Origin of the sequence: Microvirga alba, from assembly GCF_015694465.1 — a bacterium.
Classification (GTDB): Bacteria; Pseudomonadota; Alphaproteobacteria; order Rhizobiales; family Beijerinckiaceae; genus Microvirga; species Microvirga alba.
Map to the genome: position 1 here is coordinate 449,100 of NZ_JADQDO010000001.1, position 18,074 is coordinate 467,173.

Below are 18,074 nucleotides of genomic sequence, written 5' to 3' on the forward strand. Positions count from 1 at the left end.
TGGAAAAGCTTGTCGTGCGCCGTCGCCCGTTGTCCCGGCCGCGTGATGGATGACGTTGCCGCCCCACGTGCGAGGACCAGTCATGTAGCGGGGCCGGAAGCGCGCACCAGTAGGATGGCGCTCACAAACGAGCCGACACCGCCGAGCCCGACGATCCAGCCCATGGCCCAGGGTGTGCCGTCGGCGAACCAGCCGATCATGGCGGCGCTGAGCACGCCAGTGCCATAGTGCATCGCGCCGACAAGGGCCGAGGCGGCGCCGGCCTTGCTCGGGAAGGCCGCCAGCGCACCGGCGACCGAGTTGGCCACGACGAAGCCGGCCATGGATACGTAGAGGAATAGCGGCACCACGAGCCCGGCCAGGCCGCCCCAACCGAACCGACTATTCAGAGCCAAGGTGACCCCGGCAAAAGCCGCAATCATGGTCCCGACGCGAAAGATCCGGTCACTGCCCAGCCGTATCACCAGCCGTGTGTTCAGCAGGTTGGCCACCATCATGCCGATGATGTTCAGGCCGAACAGCAGCCCATAAGCCTGGGTCGGCACGTGATAGTAGTTGATGTAGGCGAATGGCGTTCCAGCGAGGTAGGCGTAAATGCCGCCGTAGAAGAAGCCGCCGGACACGGCGTAGCCGATCAGCCTCGGGCTGCGTAGGAGGCGGAGGTAGCCGCCCAGCGCCTGCGTGAGCCGCTGCGGGTTGCGTCGGTGCCGCGGCAGGGTCTCCGGCAGGGCCAACAATCCGACCAGCACCAGCAGGCCGAAGCCGGCCAGGGTCCAGAAGATGGCCTGCCAGGACCGGACCGCGAGGATCTGAGCGCCCAGGATCGGGCCTAGCAACGGAGCGACGCTCATAACCAGCATCAACGTCGAGAGCATCTGGGCCGAGCGCTCGCGAGCATAGAGATCCCTCACCATGGCTCGGGCCAGCACAGGTCCGGCACAGGCGCCGACGGCCTGCACGACGCGCCAACCAGTCATCTGCCAAGCTGATCCGGACAGGGCGCAGCCAGCGGAACCGACCATGAATAGCACCAGACCGATCGCGATTGGAATTCGGCGTCCGTAGCGGTCACCGATTGGGCCCCAGAACAGTTGGCCCAGGCTGAAGCCGACCAGAAAACCTGAGAGCGTCATCTGCACCTGACCAGGGTCGGTGTGAAAGGCGGTTGCGAGCGCTGGAAAGGCGGGCAGGTAGATGTCCGTCGAGATGGATGCGAAAGCCATCAGGGCGCTGAGGACCAGCAGGATTCGCAAGCCGCTGGCGCGACTGGGGTTCTCGAGGGAGACGTGATTGACGTCGGACGTCATGATGATGATCGCGTCCTCTGCTGAAGTGCGTGATGAGCTGTTCACGTGGACAGGCGAAGATTTAACCCGTGCGATTGCCGGCGATTAGATGCTAAAATGCGCATGGACTTATACGCGGGTTTCATGAATGCAGCGCGACGAGCTTGGCGACCTGATGGCATTCCTCGCCGTCGCGGAGGAGCGGAGCTTCACGCGGGCGGCTGCGAAGCTCGGCACCTCACAGTCGGCGCTCAGCTACACGATCCGCCGGCTCGAGGCGCGGCTCGGGGTCCGGCTGTTGACCCGCACCACCCGCAGCGTTGCGCCGACCGAGGCCGGCGAGCGCCTGCTCCGCACCCTCGGCCCGGCCTTCGATGAGATCGACGCGGAGCTTGCCGCGCTGAGCGAGTTTCGTGAAAAACCCGCAGGCACCATCCGCATCACGACAGGCGAACACGCGGCCGTCTCGATCCTCTGGCCGACCCTGCAGAAACTGCTGCCCGAATACCCGGACATCAAGGTGGAGATCGTCGCCGATCCCAGCCTGACCGACATCGTCGCCGAGCGTTACGACGCCGGCATTCGCCTCGGCGAACAGGTGGCGAAGGACATGATCGCGGTTCGCATCGGGCCGGACATGCGCATGATCGTCGTCGGCGCGCCCTCCTACTTCGCAAAGCGGCCACGACCGGAGAGGCCGCAGGACCTCGTCAACCATGACTGCATCAACCTGCGCCTGCCGACCCTAGGCGGCTTTTATGCGTGGGAATTCGAGAAGGATGGGCGTGAGTTGAAGGTGCGCGTCGAAGGACAGCTCGCGTTCAACGACCTCGGTCTGATCCTCAACGCGGCACTGGCTGGCTTCGGCATGGCATACCTGCCCGAGGATCAGCTGCAGCCGTACATCGCCGACGGCCGTCTCATCCCCGTGCTCGGCGATTGGTGTCCGCCCTTTCCAGGCTACCACCTCTACTACCCGAGCCGCCGGCAGCCCACGCCGGCCTTCGCCCTTCTGGTCGACGCGCTGCGCTATCGAGGTTGAAACCGAGGCTCCGTCATGGGCTGGAGCCGGTGGGCAACGGGTGGCCGGTTCTCCGAAGGTTTGTACGGTGGAACCGCCATAGGAGGCACTGGTCCGGTCAATGAAGCCTGGGAAGCTGACAGTCCGGCTGATGTCGGTGTTGTGTGTCGCTCAGGCGCAGCCGCGCGCAGGTTCAGCCTGCCCCATTTGGCCGAGCCGTAGAGAGCGCCGAACACGCTCTCGTTTCGATCCCCAGGACAGGCGTCCCTCGACATTGAAGGTCGTGCGGGGGAACCCACCGGCGAGGCCAAGCCGCAAGGTCTGGTCCATCACTGGCGCAGGTTCCACTCAGCGTGATGCTTTTGCATGCGAAGAATTTCGTGTATGTTGGTGGCTTCGACCTAAAGGGCAACGCTCACAATTGTAATCGGTGTGCACACGTTGCGTTATGTCCTTGTTCGCAGGTTTTTGGCGACGGCCTAGGTCACGTTTTGTAGATAATGCTCTAGGTGCAAGTTGAATGCTGTGCGCCTGAGTTTGTTCGTGGCCAATATTTCTTCGATCCGCGGAGAATGCACATGGCACAACCGAACGCGGCCGCTCAATCAAGCATCGGGTCACCAAGCAAGATTTCGGTTGAGTTGATCATAAATGGTGTTGAAACCAAGCTTGATGTCGCACCGTGGACAACTTTGCTTGACGCTCTGCGAGAGCACCTTGATCTCACCGGCACAAAAAAGGGGTGCGATCACGGTCAATGTGGTGCCTGCACCGTGCTGGTGGACGGACGACGGATCAATTCCTGCCTGACGCTTGCCGTCATGAAGGATGGTGCCAGAGTCACGATGATCGAGGGTCTTGCGACGGACGGCGTGCTGCACCCGATGCAACAGGCGTTCATCGACCATGACGCGTTCCAGTGTGGCTACTGCACGCCGGGCCAGATCTGCTCGGCGGTAGGCCTGATCGCAGAGGGAAAGGCAAAAACCGCGGAGGAAATCCGTGAGATGATGAGCGGCAACATCTGTCGCTGTGCCGCATATCCGAACATCGTTTCGGCCATCCAGCAGGTGATGGGGGCGTCATGATCAATTTCGAGTACGCGCGAGCCAACGACGTGGCCGACGCGGTCCGACAGATCGCGGCCGATCCCACATCGAAATTCATTGCAGGCGGCACTAATCTCCTTGACCTCATGAAAGAGGATGTGGAACGTCCTGCCCGACTGATCGACATTACGCGATTGCCACTTTCAGACGTTGAGGAAACTCCGGACGGCGGCGTCCGGATCGGCGCGCTGGTGCCCAATTCCGACCTCGCGTGGCACCCGCTGATTGCGCAACGCTACCCGATGCTCGCAAGTGCAATTCTCGCGGGCGCTTCGGCGCAGTTGCGTAATATGGCGTCCACCGGCGGCAATCTCATGCAACGCACGCGCTGCTTCTACTTCTATGACACTGTGACACCGTGCAACAAGCGCCAGCCCGGCAGCGGATGCTCGGCGATAGCGGGGATCAACCGCATCAACGCAATCCTGGGGACGAGCGATACATGCATTGCGACCCATCCCTCCGACATGTGCGTGGCACTTGCCGTCCTCGAAGCCAAAGTTCATGTCGCCGGGCCTGGAGGGGAGCGGGTCATCCCCTTTGCCGACTTCCATCGCCTGCCCGGGGACGCGCCGCAACGCGACACCAACCTGGATGCAAACGAGCTCATCACCGCGGTCGAGCTTCCAGCCGATGGTTTCGCCAAGAATTACACCTATCTCAAGATTCGCGATCGCCTGTCCTACGCCTTCGCGCTGGTGTCCGTCGCGGTTGGGCTGGAAATGGACGGCAATACCATCCGCCGGGCTCGGTTCGCACTCGGCGGTGTCGCGCACAAACCTTGGCGAGATGAAGCGGCCGAAGCGGGGTTGAACGGAAAGGTCGCAAACCCGGAGATTTTCGAACGCGCCGCGGGCCTGGTGCTACGAGATGCAAAGGGATTCGAACACAACGCTTTCAAGATCGAACTCGCCCGCCGCACCATCGTTCGCGCACTGATACAGGCCGCACATGGCACGCCGCAGTCTCAAAACAATAAGAAAATCGCGTGAGGGGAACGATGCCACGTGATCGCTCGACACCTTCACACCGAGGCGACATCAGCCGCCGAACTGTCCTGCAAGGTGCTGTCGCTGTCGGCGTGCTCACACATGGACAAGCTGTTTCCTCCGCAACGGTTGCCGCTGAACAAGGCGAAGCAAGCAAGCCAATGGCTCCTTATATCGGTAGTGCTACCTCACGTGTCGACGGGCGTGACAAAGTCACGGGAGGGGCGAAGTATGCCGGCGAATTCAATGCACCGGGCCTCGTTCATGCCAGTGTCATTGGCTCAGCGATTGCAAAGGGACGCATCGCAAGGATTGATGTCAGCGAAGCTATAAGCGTCGGCGGCGTTGTCGCCGTATTAACGCATGAGAACCGGCCACCGATGGCCGACGATGATAAGGCTTATAAGGATGCGGTAGCGCCTGACCAGGGCTCGCCGTTCCGTCCGCTATATGACGACAGGATCAGGTTCAGCGGACAGCCGATTGCATTGGTATTGGCTGAAAATTCCGAAACGGCGCGCTTCGCCGCCTCGCTTGTGCACGTAGAATATGAGCCGGAGAAGCACGTCACCGACTTGTACAGCAAGCTGAACGACGTCGTTTCCCTGAAGGCTCCCGCAAAACCGCGAGGCGATACGGCGAGCGCCCTGGCATCGTCCCCCGTGCGGCACCATGGCGAATATTACGTTCCAATCGAACATCACAATCCCATGGAGCCCTATGCTTCGACTGTGATCTGGGAGGGCGGCGGAAAGATCACGATCTACGACAAGACCCAAGGTGTACAGAACGTGCACGGATACGTGTGCAACGTTTTCAATCTGAAGCCGGAGGATGTGCGCGTCATGTCGCCGTTTGTCGGCGGCGCGTTCGGATCCGGGTTGAGGCCGCAATATCAGGTCGTTTTGGCCGTCTTGGCGGCGCGTGCGCTGGAGCGCTCGGTCCGTGTCGTACTCACGCGCCAGCAGATGTACTCGCTTGGCTACAGGCCTGCCATGATCCAACGCATCGATCTGGGTGCCGAAACTGACGGAACGCTTAACGCGATCTCGCACGACGCGACCACGGTGACGTCGCAGTACGAAAACTTTCACCGGAATGAAACCACCTGGTCCGGCCTGCTCTACAAGAGTGCCAACGCGAAATACGCGCATAATCTGGTGCGGCTCGATCTCTCCACGTCGTGCGACATGCGAGCGCCGAGCGCAACGACAGGAGTCTATGCGCTCGAAGCCGCGATGGATGAGCTTGCCGTCGCGCTCAAGCTCGATCCGTTGGAGTTTCGCCTGAAGTGCTACTCTGAGCGTGACCAGAGTAGCGGCCTTCCCTTCAGCAGCAAGAACCTGCGCGAATGCTACCGGCAGGGCGCGGAGGCGTTCGGTTGGGACAAGCGCAGCCCGGAACCTCGCGCGATGCGCGACGGTCGCGAATTGGTCGGCTGGGGCATGGCAACGGGCATCTGGGAGGCGTTGCAGGTACCGATCGCCGTTCGGATCGCACTCACGGCGAACGGACACGCGGAGGTTTCGTGCGCGACATCCGACATCGGCACTGGAACCTATACGATCATGGCGCAGGTTGCTGCCGATATGCTTGGACTTCCGTTAGACGGCGTCGACATCAGGCTGGGCGATTCAACGCTGCCACAGTCGCCGGTGGAGGGCGGGTCCTGGATAGCGGCCTCGGTGTCGAATGGAATCGTGACGACATCCCGCGCAGTTCTCAAAGAGTTGCTGCGCCTGGCGAAGGAAATGCCGAACTCGCCTCTCGCAACCGCCGCTCCGGAAGAGGTTGTCCTCTCCGGCGGCATGATCGTCAGCAGGCGGGATGCGGCCCGAGCGGTATCGATCGCGGATGCAATGCAGCACGACGGCGTGGACCGCATCGTACGGGAAGAGACCACCCGCTTCGCGAGGGACAGCTCACATGCCCATAACACGCATTCTGCGATCTTCGCGGAGGTGAAGGTGGATGAGCAGCTCAACGTCGTCCGCGTCACGCGCGTCGTCAGCGCCGTTGCTGCCGGGCGAATCCTGAACGCCAAGACGGCGCACAGCCAGGTCATGGGTAGCGTCGTGTGGGGTATCGGAATGGCCCTGCACGAGGAAACGCTGATCGATCACGCGTTCGGCCGCATCATGAATGCGAACATCGCGGAATACCATGTTCCGGTGAACGCCGACGTGCAGGACATCAAGGTGATCTTCGTCGATGAAAAGGATGAGATCGTTAATCCACTCGGGGTGAAAGGATTGGGCGAGATCGGCATCGTGGGTGTCGCGGCGGCGATTGCCAATGCGATCTACCACGCCACCGGAAAGCGGGTGCGCGCGCTGCCGATCACGCTCGACAAGTTGTATTGACGGGGCCTTGCAGTCGAACTGCCGGGGGAGAGGAGAGTAGCCGATGCGCGTATTCGCTTCGCTCGTTATGCTGGCCGCCCTCTGCACCGCGAGCCCGGCCTTGCCGCAGGTGGTGCAGGCGCCGTTCGGTGAGGTCGCCCATCACGTGGTCCGGGTAGATGGGATCCGCTTTCACTATGTCATCGCATAGGCCTTCTGGCGCGAGACGCCCTGACACCTTGAACGTCTGAGTTCCGCTGCCGTGTGGTCCATCCGAGTCTAGCCTCGATGAAGCCTATTCACCGCGCTCAAGTTCGCTTGTCGAGAAAGGAGAAAGGCGATGCTCTTTCTTACCAATTCAGCCGTCGTATTTCTTGCCACATCAGCTGCGGCGATCGCTGTGAGTCTGATCCCCACGCAGCTAGCCGCGGCGCCCCCGACACCGAGTACAGTAACCGAGGACACCGCAATCCGCTCCTTCCGCGTCAACGTTCCGGAAGAGGCGCTCGTCGACCTCCGGCGCCGCATCGCCGAGACAAAGTGGCCAAAGCGGGAAACGGTAACGGATGAATCGCAAGGCGTGCAGTTCGCGACGATGCGCGAACTCGCGCGCTATTGGCAGACAGATTACGACTGGCGCAAGGTCGAAGCGAGGCTGAATGCCTTGCCGCAATACACGACAAACATCGACGGGCTGGACATTCATTTCATCCACGTTCGTTCGAAGCATGAGAATGCGCTGCCGGTCATCATCACGCATGGGTGGCCCGGCTCGATCATCGAGCAGTTGAAGGTCATCGAACCGCTGACGAACCCAACGGCTTATGGCGGAAACGCATCGGACGCCTTCGACGTCGTGATTCCGTCGCTGCCGGGCCACGGGTTTTCAGGGCAGCCGACCACAACCGGCTGGGACCCCGTTCGCATAGCACGCGCCTGGATCGACCTCATGAAGCGCCTCGGATACACACGATTTGTGGCGCAAGGCGGCGATTGGGGTGATGCGGTCTCGGAGCAGATGGCCTTGCAGGCTCCTCCGGAATTGCTCGGCATTCACACCAACATGCCCGCCACTGTCCCGGACGACGTCGCAAAGGCACTCCAACTCGGCGACCCAGCGCCGTCCGGTCTCTCAGCCGACGAGAGGCATGCATACGATCAGCTCGATTTTTTCTACAAGCACGGCGCGGCCTACGCCCAAGAGATGGGGAACCGCCCTCAAACGCTGTACGGGATCGAGGATTCACCTGTCGGCCTCGCTGCTTGGATGCTCGACCACGACGCGCGTAGTTATGCGCTCATCGCGCGCGTCTTTGACGGCCAGCCTGAGGGGCTTACCCGAGACGACATTCTCGACAACGTCACGCTCTATTGGTTGACGAATACGGCGGTCTCCTCGGCTCGTCTCTATTGGGAAAACAAGCTCGCCTTTTTCGCCCCGAAACACGTCGCCATCCCGGTTGCCGTGAGCGTCTTTCCGGATGAAATCTATGCAGCCCCACGGAGTTGGGCAGAGAAAGCGTTTCCCAAACTGATTTATTACAATCGGCTCGACAAAGGCGGGCACTTCGCCGCCTGGGAGCAACCGGAACTCTTCACCAAGGAGGTTCGAGCGGCGTTCAGATCGCTGCGGTGATGGGAAGGAGGTGGGCGGTGTGCACGTCATTCCCACCTTTTTCCTCTCGCAAACGGGAGAGATGTCAATGTCCGAATACGTCAATCATGATCGCCGCCGATTCTTGAGCACTGCCGCCATGACCGTTGCTGCTGCCGAACTCGCCATGATTGGTTCGGCGGAGGCACAAACCAGCAGAGGGGCATCCCCGGCGATCAAGCCGGGGACGAACACGTCGTTCGGTTCGCTCAAGCAGATCGATGCTGGCGCCCTGAACGTTGGATACGCTGAAGCCGGCCCTGCGACTGGCCCTGTGGTCATTCTTCTACACGGCTGGCCCTACGACATTCACAGCTATGTCGACGTCGCTCCGTTGCTGGCGTCGGTAGGCTACAGGGTGATCCTCCCGTATCTGCGCGGCTATGGCTCGACCCGCTTTCTTTCAAGTGAAGCGTTCCGGAATGGCCAGCAATCGGTGGTCGCCGTCGATATCATCGCCTTGATGGATGCTCTCAAAATCGAGAAGGCGATCCTCGGTGGTTTTGATTGGGGGGCGCGGACGGCCGATATTATCGCAGCGATCTGGCCGGCGCGCTGCAAGGCGCTCGTCTCCGTGAGCGGCTATCTGATCGGCAGCCAGGAAGCCGGCAAGATGCCGTTGCCGCCCAAGGCTGAGCTCCAATGGTGGTACCAGTTTTATTTTGCCACCGACCGCGGCCGAGCTGGCTACGATCAATACCGGCACGACTTTGCCAAGCTCATTTGGCAGATCGCTTCGCCGAAGTGGGATTTCGACGACGCTACATTCGACCGCACTGCGGCGTCTTTCGATAACCCGGATCACGTCAGCATCGTCATCCATAATTACCGCTGGCGTCTTGGCTTGGCGGCCGGCGATCCGAGGTATGACGATCTGGAAAAGCGGCTCGCCGAAGGCCCGATCATCACCGTGCCCACCATTACAATGGAAGGCGATGCCAATGGTGCGCCACACGCGGACGCCAGCTCCTACGCGACGAAATTCTCAGGCAAATATGCTCACCGGGTCGTCACGGGCGGCATAGGGCACAATCTGCCGCAAGAAGCACCGCAGGCTTTCGCCGAAACCGTGGTCGACGTCGATCGCTATTGATCGACGTCAAGATGGAAAGTCCCTTGGCGGCTGCGTACGCAATCGCCTCGCCGCGAGCGGGACCTCGTCCATGAGCCGACATGACACCTGAACCTGAATGGTCGGTTCTGGCACGAAGCGAAGTGCCACTTTCTGGTCCGCTCGTCGGGGGGCTAGGCAGAGGTTTGCGAGGGACAGGGGAATTTCAGAGTCTGACCCAATTCAAGACATTCCGAAGTTCCGACACGAAAATTTCGGGATGGCGCCGATAGGAGACGAAGCGCACATAGCACTATCATCCTAGGTGTGTGCCTGCGGGGCATGAGGGCCCCCTTGTTTGGTCGCAATCCAAATCGTGTGTCTTGCGCCACCACGTCGTCCGTTGGCGCGCGCACCTACCTCATCCACGCGAAATCCTGCCTTGCGAAGTCGGTGGGTGAAGTTTCGATTCGGTGCCGAGGACCACACAGCTAAGACGCCACCAGGCGACAGCGCCGTCCGGGCGGCGCTTAGCCCTGCCAAGTCGTAGAGGCTATCATTAGCCTCGCGGGTCAGTCCCTCGGGGCCATTGTCGACGTCTAGCAGGATCGCATCGTAGGCTGACCGGCCGCACCTTATCAGACGGCCGACATCGTCTTCGCAGATGCTGACGCGCGGATCCGCAAGGCTATCGCCAAATACTTCGGCCATCGGACCTCGTGCCCATGCCACGACAGCGGGTACCAGTTCAGCCACGGTGACCTGAGCATCAGAGCCGAGTTCAGCAAGCGCAGCGCGGAGCGTAAAGCCCATGCCCAACCCACCAATAAGAATCTTCGCCCGCTGGCGGCCCCGTATTCTCAGGCAGGACAGTCTGGCGAGCGCCTCCTCGGAACCACTGAGACGGCTATTCATCAGTTCGTTGTTACCCAACATGATTGAGAACTCGGCCCCGCGCTTCTTAAGGCGCAGCTCGCCGCCTTCACCAGGAATCGCTGCTGTATCGAGTAAGGCCCAGGGGATCATGAATAGCTCTTTAGACGGCGTTATCTATTTCGCACGAGACCATGCACAGAAGAGTGCACTTGTCACGGAAGATCGATTGATTGGAGCACTGCGCTACAGCATTGCGCAAAAAAATCGGGATCGGAGCGTGAGGCCTGTTTCATTCTTGTCGCAACGCTTTTTGCGAAAAGCTGGGACCCATCTTTTCGCGCGTTGCTTTAGATCCTATCTGACCGCCGACACGAGCAGCATAAAGGATTTCACGCTCGTCGAAGCAGCGCGACAGGATCGTAGACCTGCGGCGCGTCACCTCGTAGATGCCACTGGAAGTTGCACGCTTATCCGAGAAGCTTGGGCGGGTGAGGCGGACCTAACCTTTCTCGATTGCGGTAGATACACGCGAGCGAAGCCGCGCAAAAGCACAGCCTTAATTCGCTCTGTGATCTAATGGTAGGAAAGCCTGAACGTAATCCTTTGTAAAGTCAAAAGATAAACGCCACGATCGTTCGGCCAAAATACGATAAAATTCATATAATTCTTATCCTACAACAACAAATGCTGTCTGTTGTTCTTTTAGGATAGACAGAAATTAACGTCCCTCGAAGTGATGGAGGGGGCAGAACTATGCTTAACATAAGCCGGGACGTGTTTCGGCTTCATGAGGATAATCCGCGGCCCATGCCGTCTACACCGAAGCGGCACGACAACGCGGGCCCGTTCGGATCCGTGAACTGCCCGTCCTTCATGTGGCTTCCAAGAATAAAAGTCACAGATGAGGAATGAAAGTTTCGCACAAAGCGCCACCGACTGACCAAACGCAATTTGCCGATGTGAATTTCTTGTCATTCTGAGACTCCGAGGCGAAGGCAAGTCATCACAGGAAGGTCGTCGAGACGCTGCGGCGTCCCGAGCGGGAGACATCGACATTGCCGACGGTGGGGGCTTGCTGTTGGGAGATCTCCAAATGGATACAGACCTTTCCGCTGCAGATTGGCCGATGAAGGATTCAGCGGTTCTGCACCCGAAGGCCAACGAACATCTCGCAGTCGACCATCCTCGCCGAATCCCAGTCAAAGCCGGCTTCATTCATCTGGGCGTGATCAAGGAGTTGATCCCCGTTTTGCAGGATTTCGGGACCGATCCCGAAAGCGTCATCCGGGAGGCTGGTCTCGATCCTCGCCTGTTTGAGGAGGCAAGTAATGTGATTGCCTTCTCAAGCCTCAACAAGCTGCTGACTCTAGCCGCCACGCGCACCCGATGCCCCCATCTCGGTTTGCTGGTCGGCCGGAAAGCGACGATCTCTTCCATGGGGATCGTCGGCTGCCTTATGCAACACTCCAAGACCGTTGGGGGCGCCCTGGAGAGTCTCGTCAGGCACCTCCATCTCCAAAACCGTGTCGCTGTTCCCAAGCTCGTCGTGAGCGGCGGCGAGGCAATGCTGAGCCTGCGTGTCTATGCGCCTGTCGGCGAGAGTGCGGATCAAATAGCCGATGCATCGCTTGCCACGGCTTTCCAGTCGCTGGCGGCGATATGCGGCCCACGATGGGTCGCGGCGGAGGTTCTTCTGCCGAGGAAGCAGCCCGCGGATCCGCAGCCCTATCGTGATTTTTTCCGGGCGCCTCTGCGGTTTAACGAAGAGGCGGCCACTCTTGTCTTCTCGGCAAGCTGGCTCGCCTCTCCCATCGCTGGAGCGGATGCGGTTTTTCGCCAGATTTTCGAGGAACGGATTGCCGAGCTGGAAGCCGTTCCCAACAGGGACTTTCGGGATGAGGTGCGTCGTGCGCTGCGGTCGCGGCTTCTGAAGAATAAATGCTCTGCCGGCGAGGTTGCGAGCTACTTCGCAATACACCGCCGTACCCTGCACCGACGCCTGGTTGCCGAGGGGACCGACTTCAGCGCGATTGTCGATGAAATGCGGTTCGAGATTGCACGCCAATTGCTCGCCGCCACCAACATAACCCTTGGCCAGGTCGCGGCCGCGCTCAGTTATTCGGAGGCCGGCGCCTTCACAAGGGCCTTCCGGCGCTGGTCGGGCCAGACCCCGAAATCGTGGCGCGCCGAGCATCGCCGACGATAAGCCTACCGATCTGGATGGTTTCATCCCAAATTCCGACGGCGAAATCGAGGAGGCCAGAGCGGCTTGTAAACGCCTATGCGGCGAGCCCCTCGGATTGCTCAGCGAGTGACGGTTGGGAATTGCAGGCGCATTTCACCTGTCCTGTCCCGCTCAAGATCACTCGTGCACTGTCAACGGGTCGGAACCCGCGTGTCGGACGATCACAGGTTTGAGCGGACGGCTGCGGACACATGACATGGTCGGCCAGTCCTGCGCTTGCGGCCCAGCGCCCATCGGTGACACCGCGACCCGCATGCCGAGCCCGGTCCGGGCTCATTGCGGTTCCTCTTTTCAGATAGTCATCATCGCAACGAGAACCGGCCCCCAGGCTGTTAGAAGAATATTTCCGATGGCATAGGGAACCGTATAACCTAGGGCCGGAATGCTGCTTTGCGCCTCGTCCTGTAACGCACGAAGGGCAGCGGTAATCGTGCCGGCCCCAGCACAGGCACCCAGGACAATAAGGGGATTCATCTTCAGGACGTAGCGGCCGAAGAGGATCCCCAGCGTATGAGGAAGCAGGGCTGACACCAAGCCGACGACGACCAGGCTCAGGCCGGCTGTCTGCAAACCCGAGATAAAACTCGGCCCGGCGCTCAGGCCGACAATACCGATGAATATACAAAGCCCAACGGTATCGAATATCCAAATCGCTGGTTCCGGAATGCGGCCGAAAAAAGGATAGACTGACCTGAGCCATCCAAAGACCAAACCCATGACCAGCGCGCCGCCGCTCGCGGTAAGGGTAAGCGGCACGCTCCAGACCACTACGGAAAGGAGGCCGACCAAGCCGCCGAGAAAGATACCGATCCCGACGAAAACCATGTCTGTCGCCGCTGTGTGTCGATCGGGATAGCCCAGCTCCTGAACCGCGCGCTCGACTTCGGGTAAGGTTCCAATAACGCGCATCACGTCCCCCCGATCGACGCGGGTTTCCGGCGAGATTGGCATTTCAAGCCCAGCTCGCGTGAGCTTGGACAGAAACACGCCCCGGGCAAAATGAAGACGCGCTAAGTCCGCCAGCGACTTGCCTTGTATGGATCGGTTCGTGATTACGACATCCAAGGCCTCCAGTGGAATGTCGAGGAGGACGGGGTCGCTGACTTCGGGACCGATTGTGCTCCCGCGCGTTGCATGGATTCCCTGTCGCGCGATCACCGCAATGACGTCGCCCTCCCGGATGACCAGATCTGGTGCTGACTCCATGACCTGGTCTCCGCTACGAACACGCACAATAAACACGCGGGTGGGCTGAGGGAGGCTCTCAAGCTCGGCTATCGTCTTATTGATCAGCGTCGGACAGGTGACACGATAAGCTCGCACGTCGAATGAACGAGCGGCAGACATGACGCCTTCCGCAGTTTCATCAGACTTCATAGTATCCGCATGGAATCGAATAGCCTCTTCCCGAAGATTGATTCCCATGAGTTTGGGACCGATCGTGGGCAGAAACCAAACCAGCGTGGCCGTTCCGACGAGGTAGGTTACTGCATAGGCAACGGGGATATTGTTGACCAGCGTGGTCCTCTCCGTCTCGGGAATGGCCAAACGTTGGATTGCCTCCCCAGCAGTGCCAATCACAGTCGACTCCGAGAAAGCACCTGCAAGAAGGCCGGCCGCCGTTCCGACGTCATATCCCAACAGCTTTGAAAAGCCGAACGCCGTGAGCAGGCAAACGACGCACACAAGAACGGTTAGAGCCATTTGAGGGATTGCGTCGCTTTTCAGCCCGCGGAAGAATTGCGGCCCAACCTTATATCCCGTGGTGAAGAGAAAGAGGTCGAAGAAGACCGTTTTGACCAAAGGCGAAATCTTGATGTCGAGTTGGCCGATCAGCACCCCGGCCAAAAGGCAGCCAACGACAATCCCGAGGCTGAAGCTTCGAAACCTGATGCGGCCGATGAGGAAGCCGATCGCTATCGTCAGGAAGATAGCAAGCTCCGGATTGTGCCGCATGGCCGATACGAAGAAATCCATGTTGCACCCTCCGCACGCCTGTCTAGTCAAGCTGACGCGCACGCAACCTGCCGCTCACGGTCAGAAACCAGAATCCCAGTGCCGTCGCGGCACTCCTGACTCCAAGTGTTCGAGCACCCCTTTTCACGCCTAGGCGATCCGCGCCTTCTTGGATGCCATGGTGTAAGCCTCGAAGGCTTGGCGATAACCGCGGGCCACCGCCCGGGTGGCGCGGCCGATCTGGCTGTAGACTTCATCGTCAAGGTTGGCGAATGAGACGCGTACGGACCAGTCCGGCGCGGAAAAACCGCCTCCGTTCAGCAGCACAATTCCGTAATCTTCAGCCAAGCGGAACACGATATCCAGCGGGTGGATATGCTCCTTCATGTACGCTACGACCTCCGGGCCGACATATTTGTTCGCCCAGAACTCGAAATCGACCAGCCCATAGTATCTGTCATGGAGAGGGTTGTCGGGCACTTCGATGCCAAGCCCTTCAACCATCCGGTCCAAGCGGGCCTGCACGATCTCCATGCAGGCCCTCTGATAGGTCTTGGCCTCGTCCATCATCTCGGCGAGTGAGAACAGGCTCATCATCACCTGCTGCGGCAAGGAGAGCCCGGCCGTATGATTGAGCGCAACGTCGCGGCTGTCTGCGACGATGCGGTCGATCAACTTGATCTCCCGTGGCTTCAGGGTCAATGCGCCGTAGCGTGCGTCCAATGCGGCCTGAACACTTTCAGGGTGTTCGGCGATGGCTTTGTCGAAGACGTTGTCTTGATGGATCGCGATGACGCCCAGCCGCCAGCCTGTACAGCCAAAATACTTGGAATAGGAATAAACCCCGATTGTGTTGCGAGGAAGGGCGCCCAGCAATCCGCGGAACCCCTTAACAAATGTTCCGTAGACATCGTCGGTCAGCAACATCAGATCTGGCCGCTTCGTCTCCACCAAGGTCACGATCTTGTCGATGGTCTCCTTGCTCATGGCGACCGCATAGGGATTGCCTGGGTTCACCACGAAGAACGCCTTGACCTTCGGATCCTCGAGCTTTTTGAGCTCGGCGTCGGTGAACTGGAACCGGTTCTCTTGGTGCGCCGCGACATGGATTACGTTCAGGCCATAATCCTCGAGATGAGGCATTTCGAGGTACGGCGTAAAAATCGGCGTGCCAAGCGCTATCGTATCGCCAGGATTGAGCAGCCGGTTCGCTTTTAGCGACTTGAAGATATAGCACATGGCGGCCGTGCCGCCCTCAACTGCGTAAAGGTCATACTGGCCAGCCGGGCGGGGTTGGCCGCACATCGCCCACATGAGGTATTCATGCACGATCCTCTCGTTGTGGACGAGCATCCGGTCTGGGACCGGGTAGTTGTCGCCAATGATCGAGTCGACGAGTTCGTGGACGAAGGCATCCGGCTTGAAGTTGAACTTCTCGACGGCGAACGCAACCATCGCGGTCAGAAAGGCGGCGCCGGGCGATGACTTGCGCTCCGCAAGCCAGACGTCAAGACGATGAGCGATACCGTCGGCTTTAGGCATTCCGCCAATTCCCGCAGCCTTGCTCATCACCCGCCGGCTTTCGGTGATGGCGAACTGACCAAGCAGGAAGAAGCCCTCGCGCGGTGTGGTGGCGACCCAGTTCGGGTTCCCGCGACCGGCATTCAGAAACGCCAGTGCCGAGGTCTGCGCCGTCTGTTTTGCTATCTCGATAAGTTCATCCTTGATCTCGAACGGGCTCAACTTCTCGAAGCTGCGCAATCTCACGAGGTCCATGGTTCTCTCTCCAAATTCGCGAATGCTAGGTCATCAACATGACGATGATCATCCCCCAGATGGTGAGTAGCGTGTTGCCGACGGCATAGGTGACGGTATAGCCGAGCGCCGGTACTTGGCTCTTGGCGGTTTCACAGATCATGCCGAGCGCGGCCGTCGTCGTGCGCGCCCCAGCGCAGCATCCAAGCAAAATCGCAGGATCGAAGCGGAAGACGTATTTGCCCACAAACATCGCGAGAATCAGCGGCACCGATGTCGCGCAGATGCCCCAGATGAAGAGACCGATGCCTTGGGTTTGAAGCCCTTTGACGAAACCGGGACCTGCCGATATGCCGACCACGGCGATGAACATGGAGAGGCCGACTGAGTTCATGAACCAGACGGTTGACGACGGAATCCGGCCGAACATGGGTCTCACTGCTCGCAGCCAGCCGAAAACAAGTCCTGCGATCAAAGCGCCCCCAGCCGTCGACAGCGTGAGTGGCAATCCGCCTACCTTGAAGACAAGGGCGCCGATGAGGGCGCCGAGCGTGATGGCTCCCCCGATGAACGCGACATCTGCGACATCGCTCGGCCGGTCGGGATAGCCGAGAAGTTTGGCGAGCGCCGCCGTATCCTGTGAGCGACCCACGATCGTCAGAATATCACCGCGATTGATCACTGTGTTCGGAAGAATGGGAATGCGTGTGGCGAGTGCACCGCGTAAGATGCGACGAAGAAAAACCCCGCGAGCCTGCGGGAGTTGGGCAAGTTCAGAAAGCGTCTTTCCATCCACATCCTTGTTGGTGACATAGACGTCGAAGCCCTCTGCCTTAACGTCGAGGAGTTCTGGGTCCTCGACCTCGTCGGCTGCTCGCCCGATGAGGTTCACCAGCGTTTCGCGGGGACCGGCCACCGCTACGATATCGCCTTCCTGCAGCACGGTATCAGCCGTCGCATCCTCGATTTTTCCGTTGCGGCGAATGCGCTCGATGAAGACGCGGGCGTCGGGTACGAGCTCCTCCGCCTCAACCGCCTTCATTCCGGCGGCGCGAGCACCCGACCGCAGGCGAAAAGCGCGCAGCTCCCAGCGGTGCCAAACGGAGCCTTCTCCCCCAAGTTCTTTCCCGCCTCCCAGACGGGCTTCGTAATCCTTGCAAGCTTGGACGAGATCGACGCCGAGCAGCTTCGGGCCGAGCAGAGCGAGAATGACGGCTGAGCCCACTGTTCCGAATATGTACGTGACGGCATAAGCAACCGGCATGGCATCGAGAAGGGCCTTGGTCTGATCCGATGGAAGGCCTAAGCGATTGATGGCATCCGTAGCGAGCCCCATCGACGCCGAGATGGTCTGCGAGCCGGCATACAAACCCGCAGTGTATCCGATGTCGTACCCAGCGACGCGCGCAGCCACAATGGAAGCGGCAAGACAAAGCACGGCAACGACGACTGCAAACAACGCCTGTGGAGTTCCGTCTTTGGCAATGCCGCGGACGAATTGCGGACCAACGCCGTAACCTACGGCGAATAAGAACATCAGGAAGAAGGTCGCTTTGACGTTCGGGGAAATCGTGATCCCGATTTGTCCGATAATGACGGCCGCGATGAGGGTCGAGGTGACCGCGCCGAGGCTGAAACCGCGGTAGGAAAAACTCCCCACGTAGTACCCGATGCCCAGAGAGAGAAAAAGAGCGATTTCAGGATAGGTACGAAGCGTATTGGCGAACCATGCAAACATGTCCCTTCCCTTTCATTCGAGTGCAAACCCCGCGCGAGACTTAGTGCATCCT

General features: G+C 59.8%; 14 protein-coding genes. 8 read left to right on the forward strand and 6 right to left on the reverse strand.

What is annotated here, in order from left to right:
- Nucleotides 1-80: 80 nt before the first annotated feature.
- A complete protein-coding gene (locus tag I2H38_RS02105) occupies nt 81-1,352 on the reverse strand; it encodes a Bcr/CflA family multidrug efflux MFS transporter (protein ID WP_324617330.1) in 1,272 nt (423 codons plus the stop codon).
- Nucleotides 1,353-1,434: 82 nt separating this feature from the next.
- Between I2H38_RS02105 and I2H38_RS02110 the strand changes: the two genes are divergently transcribed.
- The gene (locus I2H38_RS02110) at nt 1,435-2,328 is read left to right on the forward strand and encodes a LysR family transcriptional regulator (protein ID WP_196270137.1); all 894 of its coding nucleotides are present in this window, start codon (nt 1,435-1,437) and stop codon (nt 2,326-2,328) included.
- A gap of 150 nt (nt 2,329-2,478) precedes the next feature.
- On the opposite strand, the gene I2H38_RS02115 is transcribed toward I2H38_RS02110, so the two are convergent.
- Nucleotides 2,479-2,637: a hypothetical protein gene (locus tag I2H38_RS02115; RefSeq protein WP_210324642.1), complete on the reverse strand. Its 159-nt coding sequence runs from the start codon at nt 2,635-2,637 to the stop codon at nt 2,479-2,481.
- Between the two features lie 242 nt (nt 2,638-2,879).
- Between I2H38_RS02115 and I2H38_RS02120 the strand changes: the two genes are divergently transcribed.
- The 6 genes from I2H38_RS02120 (at nt 2,880) to I2H38_RS02145 (ending at nt 9,494) form a co-directional block, all read left to right on the forward strand.
- Complete coding sequence (locus I2H38_RS02120) at nt 2,880-3,395, forward strand: (2Fe-2S)-binding protein (protein ID WP_407663996.1); 516 nt, start codon at nt 2,880-2,882, stop codon at nt 3,393-3,395.
- Nucleotides 3,392-4,408 (forward strand): FAD binding domain-containing protein, encoded by a 1,017-nt coding sequence (locus tag I2H38_RS02125; protein ID WP_196270140.1) that lies wholly within the window; start codon nt 3,392-3,394, stop codon nt 4,406-4,408. The genes I2H38_RS02120 and I2H38_RS02125 overlap by 4 nt, the downstream gene beginning before the upstream one ends.
- Before the next feature lie 158 nt (nt 4,409-4,566).
- Nucleotides 4,567-6,768, forward strand: a complete 2,202-nt coding sequence (locus I2H38_RS02130) for a xanthine dehydrogenase family protein molybdopterin-binding subunit (protein ID WP_196270141.1) — start codon at nt 4,567-4,569, stop codon at nt 6,766-6,768.
- Nucleotides 6,769-6,811: 43 nt separating this feature from the next.
- Complete coding sequence (locus I2H38_RS02135) at nt 6,812-6,958, forward strand: hypothetical protein (protein ID WP_196270142.1); 147 nt, start codon at nt 6,812-6,814, stop codon at nt 6,956-6,958.
- Between the two features lie 129 nt (nt 6,959-7,087).
- Nucleotides 7,088-8,383, forward strand: a complete 1,296-nt coding sequence (locus I2H38_RS02140; RefSeq protein ID WP_196270143.1) for an epoxide hydrolase family protein — start codon at nt 7,088-7,090, stop codon at nt 8,381-8,383.
- A gap of 67 nt (nt 8,384-8,450) precedes the next feature.
- Nucleotides 8,451-9,494: an alpha/beta fold hydrolase gene (locus tag I2H38_RS02145; protein ID WP_196270588.1), complete on the forward strand. Its 1,044-nt coding sequence runs from the start codon at nt 8,451-8,453 to the stop codon at nt 9,492-9,494.
- Between the two features lie 279 nt (nt 9,495-9,773).
- Here I2H38_RS02145 and I2H38_RS02150 read toward each other — a convergent pair whose 3' ends face one another.
- A complete protein-coding gene (locus tag I2H38_RS02150) occupies nt 9,774-10,478 on the reverse strand; it encodes a spermidine synthase family protein (RefSeq protein ID WP_196270144.1) in 705 nt (234 codons plus the stop codon).
- A 943-nt stretch (nt 10,479-11,421) separates the two neighbouring features.
- Between I2H38_RS02150 and I2H38_RS02155 the strand changes: the two genes are divergently transcribed.
- Nucleotides 11,422-12,534: an AraC family transcriptional regulator gene (locus I2H38_RS02155; protein ID WP_229426495.1), complete on the forward strand. Its 1,113-nt coding sequence runs from the start codon at nt 11,422-11,424 to the stop codon at nt 12,532-12,534.
- Nucleotides 12,535-12,864: 330 nt separating this feature from the next.
- Here I2H38_RS02155 and aspT (I2H38_RS02160) read toward each other — a convergent pair whose 3' ends face one another.
- The 3 genes from aspT (I2H38_RS02160) to aspT (I2H38_RS02170) form a co-directional block, all read right to left on the reverse strand.
- Nucleotides 12,865-14,550: an aspartate-alanine antiporter gene (gene aspT / locus I2H38_RS02160; RefSeq protein ID WP_196270145.1), complete on the reverse strand. Its 1,686-nt coding sequence runs from the start codon at nt 14,548-14,550 to the stop codon at nt 12,865-12,867.
- Between the two features lie 129 nt (nt 14,551-14,679).
- On the reverse strand, nt 14,680-16,305 hold the full coding sequence (locus I2H38_RS02165) for a bifunctional aspartate transaminase/aspartate 4-decarboxylase (RefSeq protein WP_196270146.1): 1,626 nt from the start codon (nt 16,303-16,305) through the stop codon (nt 14,680-14,682).
- A gap of 25 nt (nt 16,306-16,330) precedes the next feature.
- On the reverse strand, nt 16,331-18,022 hold the full coding sequence (aspT, locus tag I2H38_RS02170; RefSeq protein ID WP_196270147.1) for an aspartate-alanine antiporter: 1,692 nt from the start codon (nt 18,020-18,022) through the stop codon (nt 16,331-16,333).
- Between the last annotated feature and the right edge of the window lie 52 nt (nt 18,023-18,074).

Excerpts from the sequence above, each read along its gene's own strand:
- I2H38_RS02110 (WP_196270137.1), top strand. The coding sequence starts at position 1,435 with ATGCAGCGCGACGAGCTTGGCGACCTGATGGCATTCCTCGCCGTCGCG.
- I2H38_RS02115 (WP_210324642.1), bottom strand. The coding sequence starts at position 2,637 with ATGGACCAGACCTTGCGGCTTGGCCTCGCCGGTGGGTTCCCCCGCACG.
- I2H38_RS02120 (WP_407663996.1), top strand. The coding sequence starts at position 2,880 with ATGCACATGGCACAACCGAACGCGGCCGCTCAATCAAGCATCGGGTCA.
- I2H38_RS02125 (WP_196270140.1), top strand. The coding sequence starts at position 3,392 with ATGATCAATTTCGAGTACGCGCGAGCCAACGACGTGGCCGACGCGGTC.
- I2H38_RS02130 (WP_196270141.1), top strand. The coding sequence starts at position 4,567 with ATGGCTCCTTATATCGGTAGTGCTACCTCACGTGTCGACGGGCGTGAC.
- I2H38_RS02135 (WP_196270142.1), top strand. The coding sequence starts at position 6,812 with ATGCGCGTATTCGCTTCGCTCGTTATGCTGGCCGCCCTCTGCACCGCG.
- I2H38_RS02140 (WP_196270143.1), top strand. The coding sequence starts at position 7,088 with ATGCTCTTTCTTACCAATTCAGCCGTCGTATTTCTTGCCACATCAGCT.
- I2H38_RS02145 (WP_196270588.1), top strand. The coding sequence starts at position 8,451 with ATGTCCGAATACGTCAATCATGATCGCCGCCGATTCTTGAGCACTGCC.
- I2H38_RS02150 (WP_196270144.1), bottom strand. The coding sequence starts at position 10,478 with ATGATCCCCTGGGCCTTACTCGATACAGCAGCGATTCCTGGTGAAGGC.
- I2H38_RS02155 (WP_229426495.1), top strand. The coding sequence starts at position 11,422 with ATGGATACAGACCTTTCCGCTGCAGATTGGCCGATGAAGGATTCAGCG.
- aspT (WP_196270145.1), bottom strand. The coding sequence starts at position 14,550 with ATGGATTTCTTCGTATCGGCCATGCGGCACAATCCGGAGCTTGCTATC.
- I2H38_RS02165 (WP_196270146.1), bottom strand. The coding sequence starts at position 16,305 with ATGGACCTCGTGAGATTGCGCAGCTTCGAGAAGTTGAGCCCGTTCGAG.
- aspT (WP_196270147.1), bottom strand. The coding sequence starts at position 18,022 with ATGTTTGCATGGTTCGCCAATACGCTTCGTACCTATCCTGAAATCGCT.